The organism is Ectothiorhodospira sp. PHS-1 (genome assembly GCF_000225005.1).
GTDB lineage: Bacteria > Pseudomonadota > Gammaproteobacteria > Ectothiorhodospirales > Ectothiorhodospiraceae > Ectothiorhodospira.
The window spans coordinates 1-24013 of sequence record NZ_AGBG01000034.1; the positions used below are offsets into that span (position 1 = coordinate 1).

Genomic DNA, 24013 nt, shown 5'->3' on the forward strand with positions numbered 1-24013 from the left:
CAACGGTGATCGGTCAGTGCAAATCCCATCAACAGGTAGGGGCGGTGCGCCCCGAACCGCCGTCTCCGGACGGCTACGCCGGTGGAGATCAGGGTCAGTCGCAGAAGGGCAAGCGCCCAACTGCGCACCGATCATCGAAACCGGAAACCATGCCTACAACCGCTCAAGCGGTTTAGGGGTGGTAGTTCATCATATTGCGAGGTGAGAATCAGGCAATACGATCAGGCATGGAAAAGGGGCGGAGGTGATGCTCACCTCCGCCCCTCTCGTGCTGCTTCAGCACGGCGTACCTGCAGTCCTTCTTAGTAGAAGGGTCTCCACATGTACACCAGGAAGTGAGCAGCGGCAGCCAGGGCCATGAACACGGTGAAGGTGGTCTTGAACTGCTCGTGGAATTCTTTTGCCTGTTCTTCGGTCAGGCCGGAGATGCTGTTTTCCATGATCAAGATCCTCGATTACTCGGAAACGGTGTAGGTGAGCGGATTGTAGTTGTCGTTGCTGTACACGAAAGCGTGGACAGCCAGAGCAACCACCAGAACAGCCATCAGGATCGGCATCAGCCAGGTGCCGGGATTGACAACCAGCCACAGTTTCCAGTCGTCGCGGGGATTGCTGGGACTGCTGGGTCTGTACTCACTCATTGTTCAAACGCCCTCTGAAGATGATTAAACCGAGTCTTGCGTGAAGACTAGGCCGCTCGATGCCGACATAACCACTGACGCGGAAATAGTCAGCTTAAAAACATCACCCTGTTTTCAGATGCGGCACTCGGCGATCCACGGAGGTGGAGAGGTGAGCCCGATCCTGAAAACCTCTGTTTGCTCCATCTCGACCGGATACCGTTGCCGTTGGCACACGGCCGATTTGAGCATGGATGTCAGTCTACGTTGACAGCATGGGATGTCAAGTAGGGGAGACAGGAGGGGCTGTGAGAAAACCTGGAAACATTCAAAATCCTTGAGCGGGGTCAAAAACAGGCCGTCAATGCTGATATCCTCTGCCCATTCCGACTTCTTTCCCTGGATGTGTTGATTCCATGACTGACATCTCCCACCGCATCGCCCAGGAACTGGGCGTCCGTTCCGATCAGGTCAAGGCCACCGTGGAACTGCTGGACAGCGGCGCCACGGTGCCGTTCGTGGCCCGTTACCGCAAGGAGGCCACCGGCGGCCTGGATGATGCCCAGCTGCGCAGCCTGGAGGAGCGTCTGGGGTATTTGCGGGAACTGGATGCCCGCCGGGAGATGGTGCTCAAGGCCATTGAGGAGCAGGGCAAGCTCACCGACTCCCTGGCCAAGGCCATCTTCGAGGCGGATACCAAGACTCGCCTGGAGGATCTGTACCGCCCCTATGTCAAAAAGCGCCGCACCAAGGCCCAGATTGCCCGGGAAAACGGCCTGGAGCCGTTGCTGGATACCCTGCTGGCGGACCCCGGCCAGGTACCGGAGGCGGTGGCCGCCGGTTACACCACCGAGGAGATCACCGTCGAGGATGCCCTGAACGGGGCGGGGCACATCTTCATGGAGCGCATCGCCGAGGAAGCGGACTTGATCGAAGAGCTGCGCAACCACGGTTGGGAGCGGGGCTTTCTGGTCAGCAGGGTGGTGCCGGGCAAGGAGCAGGAGGGAGCCCGATTCCGTGACTATTTCGATCACGTGGAGCCCTTGAGCCAGGTGCCTTCCCACCGGGCCCTGGCCATGTTCCGGGGGCAGGCGGAGGAGTGCCTGCGGCTTGAGGTGGCCTGGACCGAGGCCCAGGCCCGGGGTGAGGAGGACACCGTGGCTTCCCCCGGCGAGGCGGCCATTGCCCGGCGTTTCCAACTGTCGGATCGGGGGCGGCCGGCGGATGCCTGGCTGGCCCGGCATGCCCGCCTGGCCTGGCGGGCCAAGCTGTCCATCCATCTGGACGTGGCCCTCAAGCGACGTCTGAGGGATCTGGCGGACGAGGAGGCCATCCGGGTGTTCGGCGCCAACCTGCAGGATGTGTTGCTGGCCGCTCCGGCCGGTTCCCGTACCACCATGGGGCTGGACCCGGGAGTGCGCACCGGGGTGAAGGTGGCGGTGATCAACGGCCAGGGGGCGGTGGTGGAGACGACCACGGTCTATCCCTTCCCACCCCGGAATCAGGTGCGGGAAACCCTGGAAACCCTCTCCGCCCTGGCCCGCAAGCACCAGGTGGATCTGGTGGCCATCGGCAACGGGACCCATTCCCGGGAGACGGACGCCCTGGTGGGGGAGCTGATGCGCCTGAACCCCAAACTGGGATTGACCAAGGTGGTGATTTCCGAGGCGGGCGCCTCGGTCTATTCCGCCTCGGCCCTGGCTTCGGCGGAGCTGCCGGATCTGGATGTGTCCCTGCGTGGGGCGGTGTCCATCGCCCGTCGTCTGCAGGATCCGTTGGCGGAGTTGGTCAAGATCGAGCCCAAGGCCATCGGCGTGGGCCAGTATCAGCATGACGTCAATCAGGCTCAGCTGGCCCGCAAGCTGGATGCGGTGGTGGAGGACTGCGTGAATGCGGTGGGGGTGGATGTGAACACCGCCTCCGCGCCCCTGCTGGCCCGGGTATCGGGCCTGGGTACCACGCTGGCGGAGAATATCGTGGCCTTTCGTACCGAACAGGGGGCCTTTGCCAGCCGTGCCGCCCTCAAGAAAGTGCCCCGCCTGGGGGCCAAGGCTTTCGAACAGGCGGCGGGCTTTTTGCGCATCCCCCGGGGCAAGGATCCGCTGGATGCCTCTGCGGTGCATCCGGAAGCCTATCCGGTGGTGCGGCGGATCGTGGCCGAGACGGGTCGGGACGTGCGTGAGCTGATCGGCGACGAGGCCTTCCTCAAGCGGCTGGACCCGTCCCGCTTCACGGACGAGACCTTTGGCGAGCCCACGGTGCGGGACATCCTGACCGAGTTGGCCAAGCCGGGTCGGGATCCGCGGCCGGAGTTCCGTACCGCGGCCTTCAAGGAGGGGGTGGAGCGACTGCAGGACCTGCAGCCGGGCATGGTGCTGGAGGGTACGGTGACCAACGTGGCCAACTTCGGCGCCTTTGTGGATATCGGGGTGCATCAGGACGGGCTGGTGCACATCTCCGCCCTGTCGGACCGTTTCATCAAGGATCCGCGGGATGTGGTGCGGGCCGGTGACGTGGTCAAGGTGAAGGTGATGGAGGTGGATCTGGAGCGCAAGCGGATTGCCCTGAGCATGCGTCTGGACGATGAGCCGGGAAGGGAGGCGAACGGCCGTCCGACCCGGGAGTCTCGGAGTGGTCAGGGACGCAAGGGCAATCAGGGACGCAGGGACACGGCCCGTGCCGAACCCCAGCCGGAAAGTGCACTGGCGGCGGCGCTCAAGGCGGCGGTGGGCCGCAAGTAGGGTGGAGCAGGTCCTGCGCCCCTCATGGAGTAGCAGGATGGAATTGCTGCAGTCCTTGCGTTATTGCTGTGTCTTTTGCGTCATCGTCGGAGAGTGAGGTCCAGCCCATCGGGATTGAGTGTTCAGGCCGGGTCTCAGGTTTGTCGTATATGCGCTTTTCTTGTCGCAAAGTCGACAACGAAAGCAGGTGAGAACGACGGATACGGGATGGCTTGATAACCCCTTTAAACAGCAGGTTAAAACGATTTTCGGGGAAGCCAATCTGGCTGGCACCGGATTTGCTTTGCATGATGCAAAGGCTGTTCCGAATCAGTCATCTTCACTTAAAGAGGGCATTTCCATGGCGCGCATTGGGATCTTTTTCGGCACCACCACCGGCAATACCCGCAAGGTGGCCAAGATGATCAAGAAAAAATACGACGATGAGACCATGGCCAAGCCGCAGAACGTGAACAAGGCCAGCGCCGATGAGATTGCAGGGTATGATTATCTGATCTTCGGCACGCCCACCATGGGCTCCGGCCAGTTGCCCGGTCTGTCCGCCGATTGCGAGGAAGAGAGCTGGGAGGAGTTCCTGCCCAACCTGGAAGCGGTGGACTTCACCGGCAAGACCGTGGCCCTGTATGGACTGGGGGACCAGGTGGGCTATCCCAACGAATTCGTCGATGCCATGATCGAGCTTTATGATCTGGTCACCGGCCGTGGTGGTCGCGTGGTGGGGGCCTGGCCGACCGAGGGCTACGAATTCGAGTCTTCCCAGGCCGTGGTGGACGGCAAATTCGTCGGGCTGGTGCTGGACCAGGACAATCAGAGCCAGTTGACCGATGAACACCTTGAGGCCTGGCTGGCCCAGATCGCTCCGGAGTTTGGATTACCCGCGTGAATCCGGCGCCGGAGTGGAAGCTCCGGCGCTTTTTATTTCTGAGCGTTGATAATGATTTGCAATACTACTAACATGAGCGACCATTGACGCAACCTTATTGTGGATAGCCTCCAAGGAGCTGTTTCATGAGTTCACCAGACGCCGCAGAAGCCGGCATTGCCGAATCCGGTCCCGCCGGGCAGGCGCCCGTGGAATCCGGCCTCGTGGATACCGGTCTGGGGGAAACGGGGGTGACGCAGGCCGATGTCGCGGACACGACGGGTATCGTCCACGCCCTGCAGGGAATGATCGATCTGGGCGGTCCGGTGGTGGCCATCCTGCTGGTCATGTCCGTGGTGGCCCTCACCATCATCCTGGTCAAGATCGGTCAGTTCCTGTGGTGGCGGCTGGGTGATGAGCGCAGTCTGAAGACGGCCCTGGAACACTGGCGCGACGGTCGGGTGGAGCCGGCTCTGGAAACCCTCTCCCGCAGCCGCAGCCCCGCTGCCCGGGTGATGGAGGTGGCGATCCAGGGGCGGCGTGACAATGCCCGTCCCGAACCGTTGGTGCGCGAAGAGGCCACCCGGGTGGCAGTGAACTGGCTGGAGCGTCTGCGGGGTCAGTTCCGCATGCTGGAAGTGATCGGCACCCTGGCGCCGCTGTTGGGTCTGCTGGGTACGGTACTGGGCATGATCGCCGCCTTCCAGCAGCTGGAGGCGGCCGGCAACCGAGTGGACCCATCCATTCTTTCCGGCGGTATCTGGGTGGCGCTTCTGACCACGGCGGTGGGCCTGGCGGTGGCCATCCCGGTGGTGGCGGTGCTCAACGGCCTGGAGCGCTGGGTGGAGCGTTTTCGTCATCGGATGCAGGATGCCCTGACCCAGGTTTTTACTCTGCCGCCGCCGGCGGCTGAGCGGCAGCAGGAACCCACGCCCATCAAGTCGGCGCAGAAAGCCCATATCAAGGTCTGGAAGGACCGGGCGGCAGGCGATGCACATTGAGGCACCGGCCCCCCGTCGACGGGCGCTCATCAGTCTCACGCCCCTGATCGACGTGGTGTTCATCCTGCTGATCTTTTTCATGCTGGCCAGCAGCTTTCTGGACTGGAGCGCGGTGACCCTGAGTACCCCTTCCTCCCAGTCCAGCGCCACTGAGGACCAGCCGCCCCTGGCGGTGCAGATCCTTTCGGGGGGGGAACTGCGGCTAGCGGGTGAACCGGTGTCGGTGGAGCGGCTGGTCATTGCCCTGCGTGAGCAACTGGCCATGGAGCCCGCCCGTACGGTGGTGGTCCAGCCGGCGGGGGAGGTTCCCCTGCAGACCGTGGTCAATGTCCTGGACCGGGTGCGGGAGGCAGAGCCCGTGTCCTTGCGTCTGTCACGGGAGTAAGGTCCCATGCAGTTACCTGAGTATTCCGGCAAGCCTCCGGAAGAAAATTTGATTCCGCTGATCAATATCGTCTTTTTGCTGCTGATCTTCTTCATGGTGGCCGGTGCCCTGACCGCCCAGGATGTCTTTGAAGTGGAAGCGCCTGATTCCCGCCACGAGGCCGGCGTCGATGATGAAGGCTGGCTGGTGCTACTGGGCCGGGATGGTCGGCTGGCTCTGGACGATGAGGAGATGGATGCCGATACCCTGAAAGGACGCCTGCAGGCGGAGATGGAGGCACGCCGGGACGCTCCGGCAAAAGCAGAGCCGCTGGTGCGCATCAAGGCGGATCAGGCGGCCTCCACCGATGAACTCATGGACCTGATGGAACTGCTTCGCGCCGCGGGGGTGGAAGAGGTGCGCCTGCTGACGGTCCTGGCGGGGGATCGTTGATGCCTCTGAGAAGCATGGGCTGGGTGTTGGCCCTGACGCTGGCCGTGGGACTGCATCTGTCGGTGTTCTGGTGGCTGGCCCGCAGCGACGACGTGGTCACGGAGGGGGCTCAGGCCCCTGGCGAAGCCGGGGTGGTGATCGGTCTTGGGCCTGCCGGGCAGCCTGCGGGACAGCCCGAACCGGTCACCGAGTCCGTGCCTGAACCCGAGCCTGAACCCGAACCCCGGCCGCGGCCCGAACCGGAACCCAAGCCCGAACCCAAGCCGGAACCTACGCCAAAGCCGGAACCCAAGCCCCGGCCGCCCGAGCCGAAACCCCGGCCGCAGCCCAAGCCGGAGCCGGTGGCCGAGCCCACGCCTGCTCCCGTGGCCCAGCCTCGAGCCGAGCCCCAGGGACAGTCGAGGGAGGACTCCCGCGAAAGCGCGTCCAACCAGCCGGGTCGACAGGCGGGGCAGGCCGCCGGCGGTGACCCGGCGGCCACTCAGGATTATCTGCAGGTCGTGCGTGCCTGGCTGGAGCGGCACAAGGAATATCCCCGTCAGGCACAGCTGCGTCGCCAGGAGGGCGTGGTCTATGTGCGTTTTGTGATGAACCGAAATGGTGAAGTGCTGTCACACAGCATTGAACGCAGTTCCGGGCACACGCTGCTGGATCGGGAAGTGACCAGCATGCTGCAGCGGGCGCAACCCTTGCCCGTGATGCCGCCGGAACTGCCTCAGCACAGACTGGAAGTGGTCCTGCCGGTGGCCTTCAATCTGCGTTGAGTCTCCGTTCACACGCTCAGCATGGCTGTGATTGAGGGGGGATACCCCCCTCTGGTATCCTCTCCTCCCGTCCGGCGCCGTTGGCGCACTCATTCTCCAATCCCGACGAAAATCTCATGACGCGATACGTGTTCATTACAGGGGGCGTGGTGTCTTCCCTGGGTAAAGGCATTGCTGCTGCTTCCCTGGGGACGATCCTTGAGGCCCGTGGTCTCAAGGTCACCATGCTCAAGCTGGATCCCTACATCAACGTGGACCCCGGCACCATGAGCCCGTTCCAGCACGGCGAGGTCTTCGTCACCGAGGACGGCGCGGAAACCGACCTGGACCTGGGCCACTACGAGCGGTTCGTGCGCATCAGGACCAGCCGGCGCAACAACTTCACCACCGGTCAGATCTACGAGAACGTCATCCGCAAGGAGCGTCGGGGTGACTACCTGGGTGGCACCGTGCAGGTCATTCCCCACATCACCGACGAGATCAAGCGCTCGGTGCGGGCCGGGGCCGAAGGGGCCGACATCGCCCTGGTGGAAATCGGCGGCACCGTGGGCGACATCGAATCCCTGCCGTTTCTGGAAGCCATCCGCCAGATGGGGGTGGAACTGGGCAGCGAGAATGTCCTGTACATCCACCTGACCCTGGTGCCCTACATCGCCGCCGCCGGCGAGATCAAGACCAAGCCGACCCAGCACTCGGTGAAGGAACTGCGTTCCATCGGCATCCAGCCCCATATCCTGCTGTGCCGTTCCACCCATCCGCTGCCGGAGGGGGAGCGTCGCAAGATCGCCCTGTTCACCAACGTGGAGGAAAAGGCGGTCATCTCCTCCGTGGACGTGGACAACATCTACAAGATTCCCCTCTGGCTGCATTCCCAGAAGCTGGACGAGATCGTCCTGCGCAAGCTGCACGTGGAGGCCCCGCCGGCGGATCTGTCCGACTGGAAGCACGTGGTCAACGCCATGGAGTTTCCCGAGGCCGAGGTCACCATCGGCATGGTGGGCAAGTACGTGGAACTCACCGAGTCCTACAAGTCCCTCAACGAGGCCCTGACCCACGCCGGCATCCACACCGCCACCAAGGTGAACATCCGCTATATCGACTCCGAACGCCTGGAGACCGCGGGCACCGACTGCCTGGCCGAGGTGGATGCCATCCTGGTGCCCGGCGGCTTCGGCGAGCGGGGTGTGGAGGGCAAGATCGCCGCGGTGCGTCATGCCCGCGAGCACAAGATGCCTTACCTGGGCATCTGCCTGGGGATGCAGGTGGCGGTGATCGAATATGCCCGCAACGTGGCCGGCCTGGAACAGGCCCACAGCACCGAGTTCCGTCCCGAGACGCCCCACCCGGTGATCGCCCTGATCACCGAGTGGCAGGATCGGGAAGGCCGGGTGGAACAGCGCAGCGGCGACGACGACCTGGGTGGTACCATGCGCCTGGGCGGCCAGCAGGCCCGTCTGGCCCCGGATTCCCTGGCCCGGCGCGTCTATGGTGCCGAGGTAATCAGTGAGCGTCATCGTCACCGTTATGAATTCAACAACCAGTATCTGGAGACGCTGCAGGCGGCCGGACTGGTGATCTCGGGCAAGTCCATGGACGGGGCGCTGGTGGAAATGGTGGAGCTGAACGACCATCCCTGGTTCCTGGCCTGTCAGTTCCACCCGGAATTCACCTCCACCCCCCGGGATGGCCATCCGCTGTTCGCCGGTTTCGTCAAGGCAGCCCGGCTGCAGCATGAAAAGATGCTCAACCAGAGTGAAGAACCCCGATGAAACTCTGTCATTTTCAGGTGGGTCTGGACCAGCCGGTATTCCTGATCTCCGGCCCCTGCGTCATCGAGAGTGAACAGCTTGCCCTGGACACGGCGGGTCTGCTCAAGGAAATGACCGATCGCCTGGGCATCCCCTTCATCTACAAGTCCTCTTTCGACAAGGCCAACCGGTCTTCCAGTCGAAGCTTTCGTGGTCCCGGCCTGGAGAAGGGGTTGCAGATTCTGGAGACGGTGAAGCGCGTGATCGGCGTGCCGGTGCTGACCGACGTGCATGAAGACACCCCGCTGGCCGAGGTGGCCGCCGTGGTGGACGTGCTGCAGACCCCGGCCTTTCTCTGCCGCCAGACCAACTTCATCCGCAACGTGGCGGCCCAGGGGCTGCCGGTGAACATCAAGAAGGGCCAGTTCCTGGCCCCCTGGGACATGAAACACGTGGTGGACAAGGCCCGCGAGACCGGCAACACGCAGATCATGGTCTGCGAACGGGGCGTGTCCTTTGGTTACAACACCCTGGTTTCCGACATGCGCGGCCTGGCCGTGATGCGGGAGACCGGGTGTCCGGTGGTATTCGATGCCACCCATTCCGTGCAACAACCCGGCGGCCGGGGCGCCAGCTCCGGTGGCCAGCGGGAATTCGTGCCGGTCCTGGCACGGGCCGCCGTGGCCTCCGGGGTGGCGGGTCTTTTCATGGAGACCCACCCGGACCCGGACAAGGCCCTGTCCGACGGACCCAACGCCTGGCCCTTGCCCCATCTGGAGGCATTGCTGAACACCCTCAAGGCCCTTGACGACGCGGTCAAGGCCCAGGGGTTTATCGAACAACAGTTCTTGAATTGAGCAACAGGGGATCATGACCCATGACCGAGATCGTTGATATTCTGGCCCGCGAGGTGGTGGACTCCCGCGGCAATCCCACCGTCGAAGCCGATGTGAAACTGGGCTCCGGCGCGGTGGGACGTGCCGCGGTACCCTCCGGCGCCTCCACCGGCTCCCGCGAGGCACTGGAACTGCGGGACGGTGACGCGCGCTACCTGGGCAAGGGCGTGCGCAAGGCCGTGGCCAACGTGAACGGCGAGATCCGCGAAGCCCTGCTGGGCCTCAAGGCCTCCGATCAGGAGGCCATCGACCGGCGCATGATCGAGCTGGACGGCACCCCCAACAAGGGTCGCCTGGGCGCCAATGCCCTGTTGGCGGTGTCCATGGCCCTGGCCCACGCCAATGCCCGCGACACCGGCCTGCCCCTGTACCGTCACCTGGGCGGTGAGGGGGCCACCCTGCTGCCGGTGCCGATGATGAACATCATCAACGGCGGCGCCCATGCCGACAACAGCGTCGACATGCAGGAATTCATGATCCTGCCGGTGGGCGCTAGCAGCGTCGCCGATGCCATCCGCTACGGCGCCGAGGTCTTCCACGCCCTGAAGAAGGTGCTGCATGGCCGCGGCCTGTCCACCGCCGTGGGTGACGAGGGCGGTTTCGCTCCGGACCTGCCCTCCAACGAGGCGGCCATCGAGGCCATTCTGGAGGCCATTCATCAGGCCGGCTTCACCCCGGGCAAGGACATCTTCCTGGGGCTGGACTGTGCCGCGTCCGAGTTCTACAAGGACGGCGCCTACGTGCTGGCCTCCGAAGGCAAGCGTCTGGACGCCGCCGGCATGGTGGAGTTCCTGGCGAACTGGGTGAAGCAGTACCCCATCATCACCATCGAGGACGGCATGGACGAGGGCGACTGGGACGGCTGGAAGCTGCTCACCGAGCGTCTGGGTGACCAGGTGCAGCTGGTGGGTGACGATCTGTTCGTCACCAACACCGAGATCCTGCGCGAGGGCATCGACAAGGGGATCGGCAACTCCATCCTCATCAAGCTCAACCAGATCGGTACCCTCACCGAGACCCTGGAAGCCATCCGCATGGCCCACGACGCCGGCTATACCGCGGTGATTTCCCACCGCTCCGGCGAGACCGAGGACGTCACCATCGCCGACCTGTCCGTGGCCACGGGGGCCGGTCAGATCAAGACCGGTTCCCTGTCCCGTTCCGACCGGGTGGCCAAGTACAACCAGCTGATTCGCATCGAGGAAATGCTGGGGGCTTCCGCCCGCTATGCCGGCAAGGCGGCATTCAAGCGCCTGGGTTGATCCACAGCGTCCGGCCTGGCCCGCCTTCCTTCGGGTAGGGGAAGGTGGTCCAGGCCCGGGCATGGTGACTTCCCTCGACCCTACGCGCTGGACTCCCCCGGATGAAATGGCTCATCACCCTGTTGCTGGCACTGTTCCTGGGGCTCCAGTACAAACTCTGGTTCGGTGAAGGCAGCCTGGTTGAGGTCTGGCAGTTGCGTCAGGAGCTGGAAATCCAGCGGGCGCAGAATCAGGAACTGCGCGGCCGTAACGAGGCGCTGGAAGCGGAGGTGATCGATCTCAAGACCGGCCTGGAAGCCATCGAGGAACGGGCCAGACGGGAACTGGGAATGATTGCCGAGGACGAGATCTTTTTCCAGGTGGTGGATCGCCACCGCTTTGGCGGACAACGATGACGAAAACTCCCGGATTCTGGGCGGTGATTCCCGCCGCCGGTGTCGGCAGCCGCATGCGCGCCGACCGTCCCAAGCAGTACCTGCCCCTGGCCGGGCGCACGGTACTGGAACATACCCTGGACATCTTTTTCCGGCACCCGCGCATCAGCGGCGTGGTGTTGGTGATCAGTGCCGATGATGGCTGGTTTGGGGATCTGGATATCAGGACCGACAAGCCCCTGTGGGTGGTGGACGGTGGCGCCGAGCGCTGTCATTCCGTGCTCAATGGTCTCAAGGCCCTCATGACCCACGCCGATCCCCGGGACTGGGTGCTGGTCCATGACGCGGCGCGGCCCTGTCTGAGCGACGGGGACCTGGATCAGTTGCTCGATACCCTGCGGGACGATCCGGTGGGCGGCATCCTGGCCACGCCGGTACGGGATACCAAGAAGCGGGCCGGCCCCGATGGCCGCATTTCCGCCACCGTGGACCGTGGGGCCATGTGGCGGGCCTTCACGCCGCAGATGTTTCGTCTGGCGGCCCTTGAGGCGGCCCTGGAGCGGGCCCTGGCCGAGGGTTTTCTGGTGACCGACGAAGCCTCGGCCATGGAGCACGCCGGACAGGCGCCCCTGCTGGTGGAGGGCAGCGCCCGCAACATCAAGATCACCCAGCCGGAAGACCTGTCCCTGGCGGAGTTCTATCTGTCCCGGCGATGACTTGCCGGATGCGGGAGCGGGGGATCTTTCCCCTGAACTTTCTTTCCTGCCCCACGGGTGTCTCACCTCGGGGGCTCTCTTCGGACCAGAAGGAGCGGCAATGAAGTTTCGTATCGGTCACGGGTATGACGTCCATGCCTTCATGGAGGGCGATCACCTCATCATCGGCGGCGTGCAGGTGCCTCATCACAAGGCCTTCAAGGCCCATTCCGACGGAGATGTGCTGATGCATGCCGTCTCCGACGCCATCCTGGGGGCCGCGGCCCTGGGGGACATCGGCCGTCACTTCCCGGACACGGACCCCGCCTACAAGGGGGCCGACAGCCGCGTGCTGCTGCGGGAGGTTCTGGCCAAGGTGCAGGCCTTGGGCTGGCAGGTCGGCAATCTGGATGCCACTCTGGTTGCCCAGGCCCCCAAGATGTCCCCCCACGTGGAACAGATGCGGGCCAATCTGGCGGCGGATCTGCAGATCGATCCTGCCCAGGTGAACGTGAAGGCGACCACCACCGAGCGACTGGGGTTTGCCGGGCGGGAAGAGGGCATCGCCGCCCACGCGGTGGTCATGCTGGTGTCCGCATAATCCGGCGTAGCCTGCTATTTTTCCAGGTGCTTGAGCTTGTCCGGCTGCCCGTTCCAGGACTCGGCATCCGGCAGGGGGTCCTTGCGCCGGGTGATCACCGGCCATTGCCGGGACAGTTCCGCGTTGAGCTCGATGAAGTGTTCCTGACCCTCGGGCACCTCGTCCTCCGGCACGATGGCCTGTGCCGGACACTCGGGTTCACACAGGGAACAGTCGATGCACTCGTCCGGGTCGATCACCAGAAAGTTGGGACCCTCGTGGAAACAGTCCACGGGGCAGACCTCCACGCAGTCGGTGTATTTGCAGCGAATGCAGTTCTCAAGAACGACGAATGCCATGAGTGTCTCCCTAGGGTTGGATCAGTGACGCTTCCCTGATGGCATCATACCCGGCATTCACATTCCGCCAAACGCCTTGAAAAACAGGGTTTCTGCCGGCGCTACTCCTGCAGCAGCGCCGCCAGTTCCTTGAGCCGGTACAGGGCCACCAGGGCCTCGCGGGGTGTCATCCCGTCCGGGTCCAGTTCATCCACCGCCGTGCGCAGGGCCTGGCTGGTGGTGTCGGGGCCGTCCTTCATGGTCTCCTCGGGTGCTTCCGCCTCCGGTAGCGGCGCGGCGAACAGGCTCATTTGCGGGCCCTGTCCCGGCCCAGCCAGACTCTGCTGCTCCAGGGCATTGAGGCGCTGACGGGCACGCCGGATCACCGCCTTGGGGACGCCCGCCAGGGCGGCCACGTGCAGGCCGTAACTCTGATTCGCCGGCCCTTCCTTGACCGCGTGCAGGAACACGATCCGATCACCGTGTTCCACCGCGTCGATATGGACGTTGGCAATGGTGGGGTACTGGTCCGGCAGGGCGGTCAGTTCGAAATAATGGGTGGCGAACAGACAGAAGGCCCGGTTGCGGGTGGCCAGGTGCTCGGCGCAGGCAAAGGCCAGGGACAGGCCGTCGAAGGTGCTGGTGCCTCGGCCGATCTCGTCCATCAGCACCAGGCTGTGCTCGGTGGCGTGATTGAGGATGTTGGCCGCCTCGGTCATCTCCACCATGAAGGTGGAACGGCCGGAGGCCAGGTCGTCACTGGCGCCGATGCGGGTGAAGATCCGGTCCACCGGACCGATCAGCGCCCGCCGCGCCGGCACGAAGCTGCCCACATGGGCCATCAGCACGATCAGGGCCGCCTGGCGCATGTAGGTGGACTTGCCCCCCATGTTGGGGCCGGTGATCACCAGCATGCGGCGTTTGGGGTCCAGCGTCAGGTCATTGGGGACGAAGGGTTCGTCCAGCACCCGCTCCACCACCGGATGGCGCCCGTCCTCGATGCGCACACCCGGCTGATCGGTCAGCTCCGGTGCGGTGAGATCCAGGCTGTCCGCCCGTTCCGCCAGATTGGCCAGGACATCCAGTTCCGCCAGGGCCTCGGCGCTGCGGCGCAGGTCGGGCAGGGGAGCGTGGAGTTGGGTCAGCAGGGCTTCATAAAGTTGCTTTTCCCGCGCCAGGGCGCGTTCCCTGGCGGAGAGGACCTTGTCTTCGAAGCGCTTGAGCTCCGGGGTGATGAAGCGCTCCGCCCCCTTGAGGGTCTGTCGCCGGGTGTAATCGTCCGGGGCCCGATCCGACTGGCCGCGGCTGATCTCGATGTAATAGCCATGCACCCGGTTGTAGGCCACCTTGAGATTATGGATGCCGGTGCGTTCCCGTTCCCGTTGCTCCAGGTCCAGCAGGAACTGATCGGCGTTTTCCGACAGGGCGCGTAGCTCGTCCAGTTCGGCATCGTAACCCTGGGCGATCACCCCGCCGTCGCGGATGAGGACCGGCGGCTGATCGATCACCGCCCGGCGCAGCAGATCCACCACCCGCGGGTGCTCGCCGATGCCCTCGGCCAGCTCCCGCAGTCTCACCGCTCGCAGCGGGTGCAGGGTCTGCTGCAGGGCGGGCAGTTCGGCCAGGGAGTCCCTCAGGGTGGTCAGGTCCCGGGGGCGGGCGGAGCCCAGGGCGATTCGGGTGAGGATCCGTTCCAGATCGCCGATGCCCCTTAACTGAGGCTGGATCTGCTCGAAGGCCCGGGTATCCAGCAGGGCGCTGATGGCACCGTGGCGTCCCTTGAGGATCCGGCGATCCCGCAGGGGCTGGTGCAGCCAGCGGGCCAGCAGGCGGCTGCCCATGGCGGTGGCGGCCTGATCCAGGACGTGGGCCAGGGTATTGTCGCGTCCGCCGGACAGGTTGGTGGTCAGTTCCAGGTTCCGGCGGGTGGCCGCGTCCAGGATGATACCGTCGTCCCGACGCTGTACGCTCAGGCCGTCGATATGGGGCAGGGCGGTCTTCTGGGTCTCCTGGGCATATTGCAGCAGGGCGCCGGCGGCGCCGATGGCCAGGGGCATGTGATCGCAGCCGAACCCGGCCAGGTCCCGGGTGCCGAACTGGCGAGTGAGCAGGGTGCGGGCGGCCTCGGTCTCGAAGTGCCAGGGGGCACGGCGTTTGACACCGCCCCGTTCCGGACCCGGCAGGCGCATGTCTTCGGGGATCAGGATCTCGGCGGGTTGTAGCCGTTCCAGTTCCCCCTGCAGGGGTTCCTCGCCCTTGAGTTCCTGGACCTGGAAGCGACCCGATGCCAGATCCAGGATGGCTAGCCCGGTCTGTTCACCCCGGGCCTTGAGGCAGACCAGCAGATTTTCCCGACGCTCCTCCAGCAGGGCCTCGTCGGTGACGGTGCCGGGCGTGACGATCCGCACCACCTTGCGCTCCACCGGCCCCTTGGCGGCCGCGGGGTCTCCCACCTGCTCGCAGATGGCCACCGACTCGCCCAGTCTCAGCAGGCGGGCCAGATAGGACTCCGCCGCGTGCACCGGGACGCCGGCCATGGGGATGGGCTCCCCGGCGGACTGGCCGCGGCGGGTGAGGGTGATGTCCAGCAGGCGGGCGGCCCGGGTGGCGTCCTGAAAGAACAGTTCGTAGAAGTCGCCCATGCGGTAGAACAGCAGGATATCCGGGTGATCGGCCTTGATCTTGAGGTACTGCTGCATCATCGGGGTGTGGGAGGACAGGTCGCTGGTGGTCATCAATCGTCTGTTGCATCCATTATTCAAGCGGCGAAGATTACCATGACCGGCTCATGGGAACCTCTCGGGCGGAAATCGTCTAAGCTTAACGAAAGCGTCAGGGAATTTTACAGACGGTGAGTCGTTCACCGCCGGACCGGGTTCCGGCATTTCCTTGCAATGCAGATAGGAGGTTCGTGTATGACAACATGGGTCATTGTTGCGGATGCGAGTCGGGCCAGAGTATTCAGCGCCGAAAAGTCTTTCAGTCCCCTGGTGGAGGTGGAAGATCTGACGCATCCTGAGGCCCGCTTGCATGAGCAGGACCTGCAGTCGGACCGCATGGGGAGGGCGTTCGACAGTGCCGGCGACGGACGCCACGCCATGGGCAAGGAGACACCGCCGAAAAAACACGAGGCACTGCGCTTTGCCCGCACCCTGTGCGACCGCTTGAACAACGCTCGGGCCACGGGGCAGTTCAGCAAGCTCTACATCATTGCCGCGCCGGCATTCCTGGGCGCGCTGAGAAACTGCATGGATGCGGTCACCCAGAAGTCCGTCGCCGGCGAGATCGACAAGAACCTCACCACCCATGATCCCATGGATATCCGCCGACAGCTGCCCCAGTTCCTCTGAGGTGGCCATGGGAAGGGATGGGGATTCAACCCGTCCCTTCCTCTTTCCCCTTCACCAGCGGTACAAACCGCACCGCCAGCACACGCCGCGTGTCCAGTTCGCCACCCTCCTGTTTCTCTCCCACCACCAGCATCTGTGCATCCCAGCCGGTATCCAGCGGAATCACCATGCGTCCTCCGACCGTAAGCTGGTCCACCAGGGTCTGTGGCATGCGCTCGGCGGCGGCGGTGACGATGATGCCGTTGAACGGTGCCGCCTCCGGCCAGCCGGCATGACCGTCTCCGGTGCGGGTGTGGACCCTGCTGCTGTAGCCCAGGGCATGGAGTCGTTCCCGTGCCGTGCGGGCCAGTTCGGGGATGACCTCAATGCTGTATACATCCACAGATAGCTCTGCCAGAATGGCCGTTTGATAGCCGCAGCCGGTTCCCACTTCAAGCACCCTCGCGCCAGGCCGAAGCGCCAGCAGGTCCGTCATCAGGGCCACGACGAAGGGCTGGGAAATGGTCTGCCGGTGGCCGATGGACAGTGCCGTGTTATCCCAGGCATGGGAACGGCCGCCGGCCGGCACGAACCGATCCCTGGGCACCCGTTCGATGGCCGCCAGGACCGCGGGATCGGGCGTGGAAAGGCCGGTGGTGCTGGCGGTGGCCGCATAATCGGCACGGATCTCCGCGAGCAGTTTTTGCGTCTCGGTTTGTCCTGAAGGGGAGGATGCCATGGCGATTTTCCCGTCGCTGGTGGATGGATTGAGGCTAGCCCAACTTCGCTGCTCGTGATAGCTGGGGGTTGACGAATCCTTCTGAAAAGGTCATATCCGACAGTCATGCAAGTCACGTGCTGATGACCGACCCATCGCGGGGGGAGTAGATGAGCCTGGATTTTGATGAAAAACGGGACTTCCAGCGTCTGCAACTGGACCATCCCATGAAGATAACGGAGCAGGCCACCGGCCGGGAGCATCAGGGACTGGGGCGGGATCTGAGCGCCATTGGTCTGTCCTTTCACCTCAATGTCACGCTGCCCGTGGGCACGCTGCTCACCGTCGCCATTGATCCCGCCGGACGCTCCGCCGTCCTGCCCTTCAGGGCGGAAGCGGAAGTGCATCGCGTGGAAGCAGAAGGCGGGGGTTACCTGGTGGCCGCCAGGATCCTGCGCATGCTGTGATGATGGTTCCATCCGACGCCGAACTGGAAGCGCTGGCTCGCCGACTGGGGGAGCAGTTGCGGAGTCATGGCGAGACACTGGTGCTGGCGGAATCCTGTACCGGTGGCTGGATTGCCAAGATCGTTACGGACCTGCCCGGTTCGTCGGCCTGGTTCGACCGGGGTTTCGTTACCTACAGCAACGGGGCGAAGATTCGCCAGTTGGGGGTGGATCCCGCTCTGATCGAGGCGTTCGGCGCGGTCAGCGAACAGACGGTGACGGCCATGGCCATCGGTGCACTGGACCACAGTGATGCCAGTCTGGCCATTGCCGTCAGCGGTATCGCCGGTCCTGGAGGGGGGGTGCCGGACAAGCCGGTGGGTACGATTTGGCTGGCCTGGGCACGGCCAGGGCGGGATGTGCAGGCCCGGCATCATTCCCTGGCAGGTGATCGCGAGGCCATCCGTCGTCAGGCGGTCGCCCTGGCCCTGACGGGTGCGATCCATTGTTTTTGATTGTGAATTGGCAAGAAAGCGGCCATGTATGGGATAATCCCGCGTTTACCACGGGGCGGAGCCCCCGCAGGCGAATTCATGGATGATCAAAAGGGGTTTTGAAGTGGACGAGAATCGCAAGAAGGCACTATCCGCGGCACTGGGTCAGATCGAGCGTCAGTTCGGTAAGGGCGCCGTCATGCGCATGGGGGATTCCACCGCCGTGCGCGACGTGGCGGTGATCTCCACCGGTTCCCTGGCGCTGGATATCGCGCTGGGCATCGGCGGCCTGCCCAAGGGGCGGGTGGTGGAAATCTTCGGCCCGGAGTCCTCGGGCAAGACGACCCTGACTCTGCAGGTGATCGCCGAGTGTCAGAAGCAGGGCGGCACCGCGGCCTTCGTGGATGCCGAGCACGCCCTGGACCCCACCTATGCCGAGAAGCTGGGCGTGGACGTGGATAACCTGCTGGTGTCCCAGCCGGATACCGGCGAGCAGGCCCTGGAGATCGCCGACATGCTGGTGCGTTCCGGCGCCGTGGACGTGGTGGTGGTGGACTCCGTGGCTGCCCTGACCCCCAAGGCTGAGATCGAAGGCGAGATGGGGGATGCTCATGTGGGTCTGCAGGCCCGACTCATGTCCCAGGCCCTGCGCAAACTCACGGCCAACATCAAGCGTTCCAACACCCTGGTGATCTTCATCAACCAGATCCGCATGAAGATCGGCGTCATGTTCGGCAACCCGGAAACCACCACCGGCGGCAACGCCCTCAAGTTCTATTCTTCCGTGCGACTGGACATCCGCCGTACCGGTGCCATCAAGAAGGGCGACGAGATGATCGGCAACGAGACTCGGGTCAAGGTGGTCAAGAACAAGATGGCCCCGCCGTTCAGGGAAGCCAATTTCGAGATCCTCTATGGCGAGGGCATCTCCCGCCTGGGCGAAGTGATCGACATGGGCGTCAAGGACGGCATCGTGGACAAGGCGGGCGCCTGGTACAGTTACAAGGGCGAGCGCATCGGGCAGGGCAAGGACAATGCTCGCAACTTCCTCAAGGAACGCCCGGAGATTGCCGCCGACATCGAGGCCCAGATCCGGGAAAAGTATCTGCCCAAGCGTGGTGGCGTGGTAGAGAGTGAGCCTGAAGTCCCGGCAGAAGACTGACGCCGAGTCGGCGGACGATGCGGCCGTTCGCCTGCTGGCCCGTCGGGAGCACTCGCGTGGTGAACTGCGGTCCAAACTGATGGAACGGGGCCTTGAGCAGGCCGCCGTCGAGGTCGCCCTGGACCGGCTGGAATCCCGGGGTCTGCTCAGCGACGTCCGTTTCACGGAAAGTTTCGTCAGGCATCGCGTCGGGCAGGGTCACGGCCCGACGCGTATCCGTGCGGACCTGCGGCAACGGGGTGTTGCCGACTCCCTGGTGCAGGCCGCCCTGGATGAGGCGGAGGCCGACTGGGAAGCCCTGGCCCACGATGTCCGGTTACGCCGTTTTGGCCCGGTGCTTCCCGCTGATTACCGGGAACGCAGCAAGCAGATGCGGTTTTTGCAATATCGAGGATTCCCCACGGACATCATACGCCGTGTCATGACCGACGAAGACAAGACATGAAAAGCGCCGACATACGAAGCAGTTTCCTCGAGTACTTCCGCTCCAAGGGACATGAAATCGTCTCCTCGAGTCCGCTGGTGCCCGGCAACGATCCCACCCTGTTGTTCACCAACGCGGGGATGGTCCAGTTCAAGGATGTGTTCCTGGGGCGCGAGCATCGCCCCTACGGTCGCGCCACCACCTCCCAGCGCTGCGTGCGGGCCGGTGGCAAGCACAACGACCTGGAAAACGTCGGTTACACCGCCCGTCATCATACCTTCTTCGAGATGTTGGGCAACTTCAGCTTCGGCGACTACTTCAAGCGTGACGCCATCCACTATGCCTGGGAATACCTCACCGTCGTCCTGAAGATGCCGGCCGAGCGCCTGTGGGTCACGGTCTACCAGACCGATGACGAGGCCTACGACATCTGGACCCGGGAGATCGGCATTCCCCTCAATCGCATCACCCGCATCGGCGACAAGCCCGGTGGTGGTTCCGATAATTTCTGGCAGATGGGGGACACCGGTCCCTGCGGTCCCTGCACTGAAATCTTCTATGATCACGGTCCCCATGTCTGGGGCGGTCCGCCCGGTTCCCCCGAGGAGGACGGCGACCGCTACATCGAGATCTGGAACCTGGTCTTCATGCAGTATGACCGGGACAAGGACGGCAACCTCAACCCTCTGCCCAAGCCCTCGGTGGACACCGGCATGGGGCTGGAACGCCTGGCGGCGGTGATGCAGGGCGTGCATTCCAACTATGAGATCGACCTGTTCCAGCACCTGCTGGCGGCGGTCGGGCGCCTGGTGGGGACCGACGATACCCATGCCCCGTCCTTCAAGGTTATCGCCGACCACATCCGCTCCTGCAGCTTCCTGATCACCGACGGCGTGATGCCCGCCAATGATGGCAGAGGCTATGTACTGCGCCGGATCATTCGCCGGGCCGCCCGTCACGGCCACAAACTGGGTCTGAGCGAACCCTTCTTCCACAAGCTGGTTGCCCCGCTGGTGGAGGTGATGGGGGATGCCTACCCGGAACTGGTGAAGGCTCAGGCCCAGGTGGAACAGGTCCTGTTGCTGGAGGAACAGCGTTTTCAGGAAACCCTGGAGCACGGCCTCAAGCATCTGGAGGAAGGCCTCGGCCGCATTGCCGACAAGACCATCCCCGGCGGACTGGTATTCAAGCTTTACGACACCTACGGCTTCCCGGTGGACCTGACCGGCGACATCGCCCGGGAAAAGGGTCTGGAACTGGACATGGCCGGGTTCGAGCACGAAATGGAACAGCAGCGCGACCGCGCCCGTGCCGCCAGCACCTTCAAGATGGCCGATGCCGGCGCCATGGCCGTGGGGGTGGCGGATTCGGACTTCGTCGGTTACGAGGCCGTGGCCGGCGACGCCCGGGTAGTGCGCCTGGCCGCCGGCCCTGATCGGCTGGGCTGTGAAACCCTCAATGAATCTGAAGAGGGCAGTGTGGTGCTGGACACCACGCCCTTCTATGCCGAGTCCGGTGGCCAGGTGGGCGATACCGGCGTGATCGAGGGTCCCGAGGGCGAGTTCCAGGTCACCGACACCGTCAAGCAGGGCGGGGTCTTCATTCACCACGGACTGATGTTGCGGGGATGTCTGAAGACGGGTGATCCGGTCCATACCCGGGTCAACGAGGACCGCCGTCAGGCCGTGGTCCTGAACCATTCCGCCACCCACCTGCTGCATGCCGCCCTGCGGGAAGTCCTCGGGGAGCATGTGCAGCAGAAGGGCTCCCTGGTGGCACCGGACCGGCTGCGGTTCGACTTCTCTCACTTCGAACCCGTGACCCAGGATCAGATCGAGCGTCTGGAGGCCATGGTCAACCGCGCCATTCGAGCCAACGTGGCGGCGGAAGCGCGCATCATGCCCATCAAGGAGGCCCTGGCCGCCGGTGCCATGGCCCTGTTCGGCGAAAAATATGGCGACGAGGTGCGGGTGCTTTCCCTGGGCGGTTTCTCCACCGAACTGTGTGGCGGCCTCCATGTGCAGCGCACCGGCGACATCGGAGTATTCAAGATCATCTCCGAAGGGGGGGTGGCCTCGGGTGTCCGTCGGATCGAGGCGGTGACCGGGGAAAATGCGCTCCAGTATGTCGGCGAAACCGAGCAGCAGCTCTCCCGTGCGGCGGAATTGCTGCGGGCCAGTCGCGGCGACCTGGCGGACAAGGTACATCAGATGCTGGACCGGGCCCGGGCCCTGGAAAAGGAGCTGGAGGCCATCAAGGCCAGACTGGCCTCCCAGGCCGGTTCCAGCCTGTCCGATCAGGCCGTGGAGATCAACGGCGTCAAGGTCCTGGCCGCGCGTCTGGACGGTGCGGATCCCAAGTCCCTGCGGGATACCGTGGATCAGCTCAAGAACAAGCTGGGCGAGGCGGTGATCGTGCTTGCCACCGTGCAGGACGACAAGGTCAGCCTGGTGGCGGGAGTCACCAAGGGGCATGTCGGCAGTATCAAGGCCGGCGAGCTGGTGAATCAGGTGGCTCAGCAGGTGGGCGGTCGCGGCGGCGGTCGTCCGGACATGGCCATGGCCGGGGGTACCCGACCCGAAGGGCTGGATCAAGCCCTCGCCTCGGTCACGGAATGGGTCCAGGCCCGTCTTTGAATGCATGGGTGGTACCCGGTGTTCGATGAACGGTTCTTCCACATGGCAAGGCAGTATTGTCTAATGACAAGCCTATATCCAAGTAAAAGAATATGTCTTTAATCGTCCAAAAATACGGCGGTACCTCGGTCGGCAGCGTTGAGCGCATTCAGAACGTGGCCGATAAGGTCATGGCGGCGCGTCGGCAGGGGCATGAAGTGGTGGTGGTGGTCTCCGCCATGAGTGGCGAGACCGACCGGCTGCTGGGACTGGCCAGAAGCATTCGCTCCAACATTGATGGTCGCGAGCTGGATGTTCTGCTCTCCACCGGCGAGCAGGTCACCATCGCCCTGCTGGCCATGGCCCTGGAAGCCAAGGGATGCCCGGCCCGTTCCTATACCGGCGCCCAAGTCCAGATCCTCACCGACAGCGCCCATAACAAGGCCCGTATCCGTGACATCGACGGTGCCCGTGTTCGACGCGATCTGGCCGACGGCAAGGTGGTGGTGGTGGCCGGATTCCAGGGAGTGGATGAACTGGGCAACATCACCACCCTGGGGCGTGGCGGTTCCGACACCACTGCGGTGGCGCTGGCCGCGGCCCTCAAGGCCGATGAATGCCAGATCTTCACCGATGTGGACGGGGTCTATACCACTGATCCCCGCGTCGTTCCCAAGGCCCGGCGGCTGAGCCGCATCACCTTCGAGGAGATGCTGGAAATGGCCAGCCTGGGGTCCAAGGTTCTGCAGATACGCGCCGTCGAATTCGCCGGCAAATACAATGTACCGTTGCGTGTTCTATCCTCCTTTCAGGAAGGGGAAGGCACGCTCATTACTTTTGAGGAAGAGAGCATGGAGCAGGCGCTCATTTCCGGGATCGCCTTTAACCAGAACGAAGCCCAGTTGACCGTTGCCGGTGTGCCCGATCAGCCCGGTGTGGCCTATCGACTGCTGGGTGCCGTGGCGGATGCCAACATCGAAGTGGACATGATCGTCCAGAACGTGGGAGCCGACGGCACCACAGACTTTACTTTTACCGTCCACCGCAATGATTTTGAAAAGGCTCTCGGGATCGTCCGTTCCCGTGCCGAGGCCTTGGGTGCCCGTCAGGTGACCGGCGATGACAAGATCGTCAAGATCTCCATTGTCGGCGTTGGCATGCGGTCTCATGCCGGCATCGCCAGCAAGATGTTCGAAGCCCTGGCGGCCGAGGGGATCAACATTCGCATGATCTCCACCTCCGAGATCAAGATTTCCGTGGTGGTGGATGAAAAGTATCTGGAACTGGGTGTGCGTGCCCTGCATGATGCCTTCGAGTTGGAGCATGCCCAGTCCGGCAAGTGATCAGGCGCCCGCAAGAGAGTGCGGGTGCCCTGATGGGCGGGCCTGGATCGGGTTCGCCCTTGCAGGCAAGAATCGGCATCAAGCCGGTCAAATACCGGGCCGCAGAGTCCGGACTATAAAACACAAGGTGATTGAATCCAGTCTGGAGAAAGGAATATGCTTATTTTGACTCGAAGGGTAGGTGAAACCCTCATGATCGGTGACGAAGTCACGGTCACGGTTTTGGGCGTGAAGGGCAACCAGGTACGTGTAGGTATCAATGCGCCCAAGGATGTTGCCGTGCATCGTGAAGAGATTTACGAGCGCATCCAGCGCGAGCAGGAAACCGAGGGTAACGCCTGATTTTTATCTTCAGGTACTTTACGTAAGCTCATCATTTGGGTAACATATTGGCTTGCCGTCGATGTTATGGATGCATGACGGCAAGCTAAGCTGGATCTGCAAATCAAGCAATGTTCCGGAGAGATGGCCGAGTGGTCGAAGGCGCTCCCCTGCTAAGGGAGTATGGGTCAAAAGCCCATCGAGGGTTCGAATCCCTCTCTCTCCGCCATATGATATGAAAAAGCCCCTGATTTCAGGGGCTTTTTGCATTCCAGGCATCCGATAGCCCACACTTTGACCCACACTTGCGCATTGGCTTTTACGGGAACCAACTGGGCGAGCTGCTGGCAGTCCCTCACCCTCCACGGGGCAGTTCCACGATAGGAGCGGTATTTCATCCGGAATGGATCTAAAAGTGCCTCCTGATGACCCTCGTCCAGGCCTCTGACCCTGGGGTATCCCC

26 protein-coding genes and 1 tRNA gene are annotated in these 24013 nt (G+C 63.6%); 21 read left to right on the plus strand and 6 right to left on the minus strand.

The genetic code is table 11. The features are described 5' to 3' along the window. Positions 1–302 precede the first annotated feature (302 nt). Both pufB and pufA read right to left on the minus strand, forming a co-directional pair. Positions 303–440: a light-harvesting antenna LH1, beta subunit gene (gene pufB / locus ECTPHS_RS12000; RefSeq protein WP_008933020.1), complete on the minus strand. Its 138-nt coding sequence runs from the start codon at positions 438–440 to the stop codon at positions 303–305. A 15-nt stretch (positions 441–455) separates the two neighbouring features. After that, the gene (gene pufA / locus ECTPHS_RS12005; protein ID WP_008933021.1) at positions 456–641 is read right to left on the minus strand and encodes a light-harvesting antenna LH1, alpha subunit; all 186 of its coding nucleotides are present in this window, start codon (positions 639–641) and stop codon (positions 456–458) included. A gap of 395 nt (positions 642–1036) precedes the next feature. Between pufA and ECTPHS_RS12010 the strand changes: the two genes are divergently transcribed. After that, positions 1037–3361: a Tex family protein gene (locus tag ECTPHS_RS12010; protein ID WP_008933022.1), complete on the plus strand. Its 2325-nt coding sequence runs from the start codon at positions 1037–1039 to the stop codon at positions 3359–3361. A 22-nt stretch (positions 3362–3383) separates the two neighbouring features. Here ECTPHS_RS12010 and ECTPHS_RS14645 read toward each other — a convergent pair whose 3' ends face one another. Beyond that, entirely contained in the window at positions 3384–3650 is a 267-nt protein-coding gene (locus ECTPHS_RS14645; protein ID WP_141565353.1) for a hypothetical protein, read from the minus strand. A gap of 51 nt (positions 3651–3701) precedes the next feature. Here ECTPHS_RS14645 and ECTPHS_RS12015 point away from each other — a divergent pair, with 51 nt between their 5' ends. The 11 genes from ECTPHS_RS12015 (at position 3702) to ispF (ending at position 12381) form a co-directional block, all read left to right on the plus strand. Beyond that, complete coding sequence (locus ECTPHS_RS12015; RefSeq protein WP_008933023.1) at positions 3702–4244, plus strand: flavodoxin; 543 nt, start codon at positions 3702–3704, stop codon at positions 4242–4244. A 284-nt stretch (positions 4245–4528) separates the two neighbouring features. Continuing rightward, positions 4529–5224 carry a MotA/TolQ/ExbB proton channel family protein gene (locus tag ECTPHS_RS12020; protein WP_050814265.1) on the plus strand — a complete coding sequence of 232 codons (696 nt, stop codon included), beginning with the start codon at positions 4529–4531 and terminating at the stop codon, positions 5222–5224. Beyond that, entirely contained in the window at positions 5214–5609 is a 396-nt protein-coding gene (locus tag ECTPHS_RS12025; RefSeq protein ID WP_008933025.1) for a biopolymer transporter ExbD, read from the plus strand. Before ECTPHS_RS12020 ends, ECTPHS_RS12025 begins: the two co-directional genes overlap by 11 nt. A gap of 6 nt (positions 5610–5615) precedes the next feature. Continuing rightward, positions 5616–6041 (plus strand): biopolymer transporter ExbD, encoded by a 426-nt coding sequence (locus ECTPHS_RS12030; protein ID WP_008933026.1) that lies wholly within the window; start codon positions 5616–5618, stop codon positions 6039–6041. Further along, positions 6041–6805, plus strand: coding sequence for an energy transducer TonB (locus ECTPHS_RS14845; protein ID WP_168044669.1), 765 nt, complete (start codon positions 6041–6043; stop codon positions 6803–6805). Before ECTPHS_RS12030 ends, ECTPHS_RS14845 begins: the two co-directional genes overlap by 1 nt. Positions 6806–6921: 116 nt before the next feature. After that, positions 6922–8574, plus strand: a complete 1653-nt coding sequence (locus ECTPHS_RS12040; protein ID WP_008933028.1) for a CTP synthase — start codon at positions 6922–6924, stop codon at positions 8572–8574. Beyond that, a complete protein-coding gene (kdsA, locus tag ECTPHS_RS12045; RefSeq protein ID WP_008933029.1) occupies positions 8571–9410 on the plus strand; it encodes a 3-deoxy-8-phosphooctulonate synthase in 840 nt (279 codons plus the stop codon). Before ECTPHS_RS12040 ends, kdsA begins: the two co-directional genes overlap by 4 nt. Positions 9411–9430: 20 nt before the next feature. Then, positions 9431–10711, plus strand: coding sequence for a phosphopyruvate hydratase (eno, locus tag ECTPHS_RS12050; protein ID WP_008933030.1), 1281 nt, complete (start codon positions 9431–9433; stop codon positions 10709–10711). Positions 10712–10812: 101 nt separating this feature from the next. Further along, entirely contained in the window at positions 10813–11106 is a 294-nt protein-coding gene (gene ftsB, locus ECTPHS_RS12055) for a cell division protein FtsB (protein ID WP_008933031.1), read from the plus strand. Further along, a complete protein-coding gene (ispD, locus tag ECTPHS_RS12060; RefSeq protein WP_040405936.1) occupies positions 11103–11801 on the plus strand; it encodes a 2-C-methyl-D-erythritol 4-phosphate cytidylyltransferase in 699 nt (232 codons plus the stop codon). The genes ftsB and ispD overlap by 4 nt, the downstream gene beginning before the upstream one ends. Before the next feature lie 100 nt (positions 11802–11901). After that, entirely contained in the window at positions 11902–12381 is a 480-nt protein-coding gene (ispF, locus tag ECTPHS_RS12065; RefSeq protein WP_008933033.1) for a 2-C-methyl-D-erythritol 2,4-cyclodiphosphate synthase, read from the plus strand. 14 nt (positions 12382–12395) lie between these two features. On the opposite strand, the gene fdxA is transcribed toward ispF, so the two are convergent. After that, positions 12396–12719, minus strand: a complete 324-nt coding sequence (gene fdxA, locus ECTPHS_RS12070; protein ID WP_008933034.1) for a ferredoxin FdxA — start codon at positions 12717–12719, stop codon at positions 12396–12398. A 101-nt stretch (positions 12720–12820) separates the two neighbouring features. Then, complete coding sequence (mutS, locus tag ECTPHS_RS12075) at positions 12821–15433, minus strand: DNA mismatch repair protein MutS (protein WP_008933035.1); 2613 nt, start codon at positions 15431–15433, stop codon at positions 12821–12823. Positions 15434–15613: 180 nt separating this feature from the next. Here mutS and ECTPHS_RS12080 point away from each other — a divergent pair, with 180 nt between their 5' ends. Continuing rightward, positions 15614–16048: a host attachment protein gene (locus ECTPHS_RS12080; RefSeq protein WP_008933036.1), complete on the plus strand. Its 435-nt coding sequence runs from the start codon at positions 15614–15616 to the stop codon at positions 16046–16048. 25 nt (positions 16049–16073) lie between these two features. On the opposite strand, the gene ECTPHS_RS12085 is transcribed toward ECTPHS_RS12080, so the two are convergent. Beyond that, on the minus strand, positions 16074–16766 hold the full coding sequence (locus tag ECTPHS_RS12085; RefSeq protein ID WP_008933037.1) for a protein-L-isoaspartate(D-aspartate) O-methyltransferase: 693 nt from the start codon (positions 16764–16766) through the stop codon (positions 16074–16076). A 149-nt stretch (positions 16767–16915) separates the two neighbouring features. Between ECTPHS_RS12085 and ECTPHS_RS12090 the strand changes: the two genes are divergently transcribed. From ECTPHS_RS12090 to ECTPHS_RS12125, 8 genes are all read left to right on the plus strand, one after another. Next, positions 16916–17212 carry a PilZ domain-containing protein gene (locus tag ECTPHS_RS12090; RefSeq protein ID WP_008933038.1) on the plus strand — a complete coding sequence of 99 codons (297 nt, stop codon included), beginning with the start codon at positions 16916–16918 and terminating at the stop codon, positions 17210–17212. Beyond that, a complete protein-coding gene (locus tag ECTPHS_RS12095; RefSeq protein ID WP_008933039.1) occupies positions 17212–17706 on the plus strand; it encodes a CinA family protein in 495 nt (164 codons plus the stop codon). Before ECTPHS_RS12090 ends, ECTPHS_RS12095 begins: the two co-directional genes overlap by 1 nt. Positions 17707–17809: 103 nt before the next feature. Then, positions 17810–18847: a recombinase RecA gene (recA, locus tag ECTPHS_RS12100; protein ID WP_040405946.1), complete on the plus strand. Its 1038-nt coding sequence runs from the start codon at positions 17810–17812 to the stop codon at positions 18845–18847. Further along, positions 18819–19292 carry a regulatory protein RecX gene (locus ECTPHS_RS12105; RefSeq protein WP_008933041.1) on the plus strand — a complete coding sequence of 158 codons (474 nt, stop codon included), beginning with the start codon at positions 18819–18821 and terminating at the stop codon, positions 19290–19292. The genes recA and ECTPHS_RS12105 overlap by 29 nt, the downstream gene beginning before the upstream one ends. Beyond that, positions 19289–21907 (plus strand): alanine--tRNA ligase, encoded by a 2619-nt coding sequence (gene alaS / locus ECTPHS_RS12110; protein WP_008933042.1) that lies wholly within the window; start codon positions 19289–19291, stop codon positions 21905–21907. The genes ECTPHS_RS12105 and alaS overlap by 4 nt, the downstream gene beginning before the upstream one ends. Positions 21908–21999: 92 nt before the next feature. After that, the gene (locus ECTPHS_RS12115; RefSeq protein ID WP_008933043.1) at positions 22000–23229 is read left to right on the plus strand and encodes an aspartate kinase; all 1230 of its coding nucleotides are present in this window, start codon (positions 22000–22002) and stop codon (positions 23227–23229) included. Between the two features lie 156 nt (positions 23230–23385). Next, entirely contained in the window at positions 23386–23571 is a 186-nt protein-coding gene (gene csrA / locus ECTPHS_RS12120; protein WP_040405939.1) for a carbon storage regulator CsrA, read from the plus strand. 117 nt (positions 23572–23688) lie between these two features. Next, positions 23689–23779 (plus strand) — tRNA-Ser (locus tag ECTPHS_RS12125). The last annotated feature ends 234 nt before the right edge of the window (positions 23780–24013 follow it).

What these genes read in the sequence shown, in the direction of transcription:
- pufB (WP_008933020.1), bottom strand. Translation starts at nt 440, where the DNA reads ATGGAAAACAGCATCTCCGGCCTGACCGAAGAACAGGCAAAAGAATTC.
- pufA (WP_008933021.1), bottom strand. Translation starts at nt 641, where the DNA reads ATGAGTGAGTACAGACCCAGCAGTCCCAGCAATCCCCGCGACGACTGG.
- ECTPHS_RS12010 (WP_008933022.1), top strand. Translation starts at nt 1,037, where the DNA reads ATGACTGACATCTCCCACCGCATCGCCCAGGAACTGGGCGTCCGTTCC.
- ECTPHS_RS14645 (WP_141565353.1), bottom strand. Translation starts at nt 3,650, where the DNA reads ATGCAAAGCAAATCCGGTGCCAGCCAGATTGGCTTCCCCGAAAATCGT.
- ECTPHS_RS12015 (WP_008933023.1), top strand. Translation starts at nt 3,702, where the DNA reads ATGGCGCGCATTGGGATCTTTTTCGGCACCACCACCGGCAATACCCGC.
- ECTPHS_RS12020 (WP_050814265.1), top strand. Translation starts at nt 4,529, where the DNA reads ATGATCGATCTGGGCGGTCCGGTGGTGGCCATCCTGCTGGTCATGTCC.
- ECTPHS_RS12025 (WP_008933025.1), top strand. Translation starts at nt 5,214, where the DNA reads ATGCACATTGAGGCACCGGCCCCCCGTCGACGGGCGCTCATCAGTCTC.
- ECTPHS_RS12030 (WP_008933026.1), top strand. Translation starts at nt 5,616, where the DNA reads ATGCAGTTACCTGAGTATTCCGGCAAGCCTCCGGAAGAAAATTTGATT.
- ECTPHS_RS14845 (WP_168044669.1), top strand. Translation starts at nt 6,041, where the DNA reads ATGCCTCTGAGAAGCATGGGCTGGGTGTTGGCCCTGACGCTGGCCGTG.
- ECTPHS_RS12040 (WP_008933028.1), top strand. Translation starts at nt 6,922, where the DNA reads ATGACGCGATACGTGTTCATTACAGGGGGCGTGGTGTCTTCCCTGGGT.
- kdsA (WP_008933029.1), top strand. Translation starts at nt 8,571, where the DNA reads ATGAAACTCTGTCATTTTCAGGTGGGTCTGGACCAGCCGGTATTCCTG.
- eno (WP_008933030.1), top strand. Translation starts at nt 9,431, where the DNA reads ATGACCGAGATCGTTGATATTCTGGCCCGCGAGGTGGTGGACTCCCGC.
- ftsB (WP_008933031.1), top strand. Translation starts at nt 10,813, where the DNA reads ATGAAATGGCTCATCACCCTGTTGCTGGCACTGTTCCTGGGGCTCCAG.
- ispD (WP_040405936.1), top strand. Translation starts at nt 11,103, where the DNA reads ATGACGAAAACTCCCGGATTCTGGGCGGTGATTCCCGCCGCCGGTGTC.
- ispF (WP_008933033.1), top strand. Translation starts at nt 11,902, where the DNA reads ATGAAGTTTCGTATCGGTCACGGGTATGACGTCCATGCCTTCATGGAG.
- fdxA (WP_008933034.1), bottom strand. Translation starts at nt 12,719, where the DNA reads ATGGCATTCGTCGTTCTTGAGAACTGCATTCGCTGCAAATACACCGAC.
- mutS (WP_008933035.1), bottom strand. Translation starts at nt 15,433, where the DNA reads ATGACCACCAGCGACCTGTCCTCCCACACCCCGATGATGCAGCAGTAC.
- ECTPHS_RS12080 (WP_008933036.1), top strand. Translation starts at nt 15,614, where the DNA reads ATGACAACATGGGTCATTGTTGCGGATGCGAGTCGGGCCAGAGTATTC.
- ECTPHS_RS12085 (WP_008933037.1), bottom strand. Translation starts at nt 16,766, where the DNA reads ATGGCATCCTCCCCTTCAGGACAAACCGAGACGCAAAAACTGCTCGCG.
- ECTPHS_RS12090 (WP_008933038.1), top strand. Translation starts at nt 16,916, where the DNA reads ATGAGCCTGGATTTTGATGAAAAACGGGACTTCCAGCGTCTGCAACTG.
- ECTPHS_RS12095 (WP_008933039.1), top strand. Translation starts at nt 17,212, where the DNA reads ATGATGGTTCCATCCGACGCCGAACTGGAAGCGCTGGCTCGCCGACTG.
- alaS (WP_008933042.1), top strand. Translation starts at nt 19,289, where the DNA reads ATGAAAAGCGCCGACATACGAAGCAGTTTCCTCGAGTACTTCCGCTCC.
- ECTPHS_RS12115 (WP_008933043.1), top strand. Translation starts at nt 22,000, where the DNA reads ATGTCTTTAATCGTCCAAAAATACGGCGGTACCTCGGTCGGCAGCGTT.
- csrA (WP_040405939.1), top strand. Translation starts at nt 23,386, where the DNA reads ATGCTTATTTTGACTCGAAGGGTAGGTGAAACCCTCATGATCGGTGAC.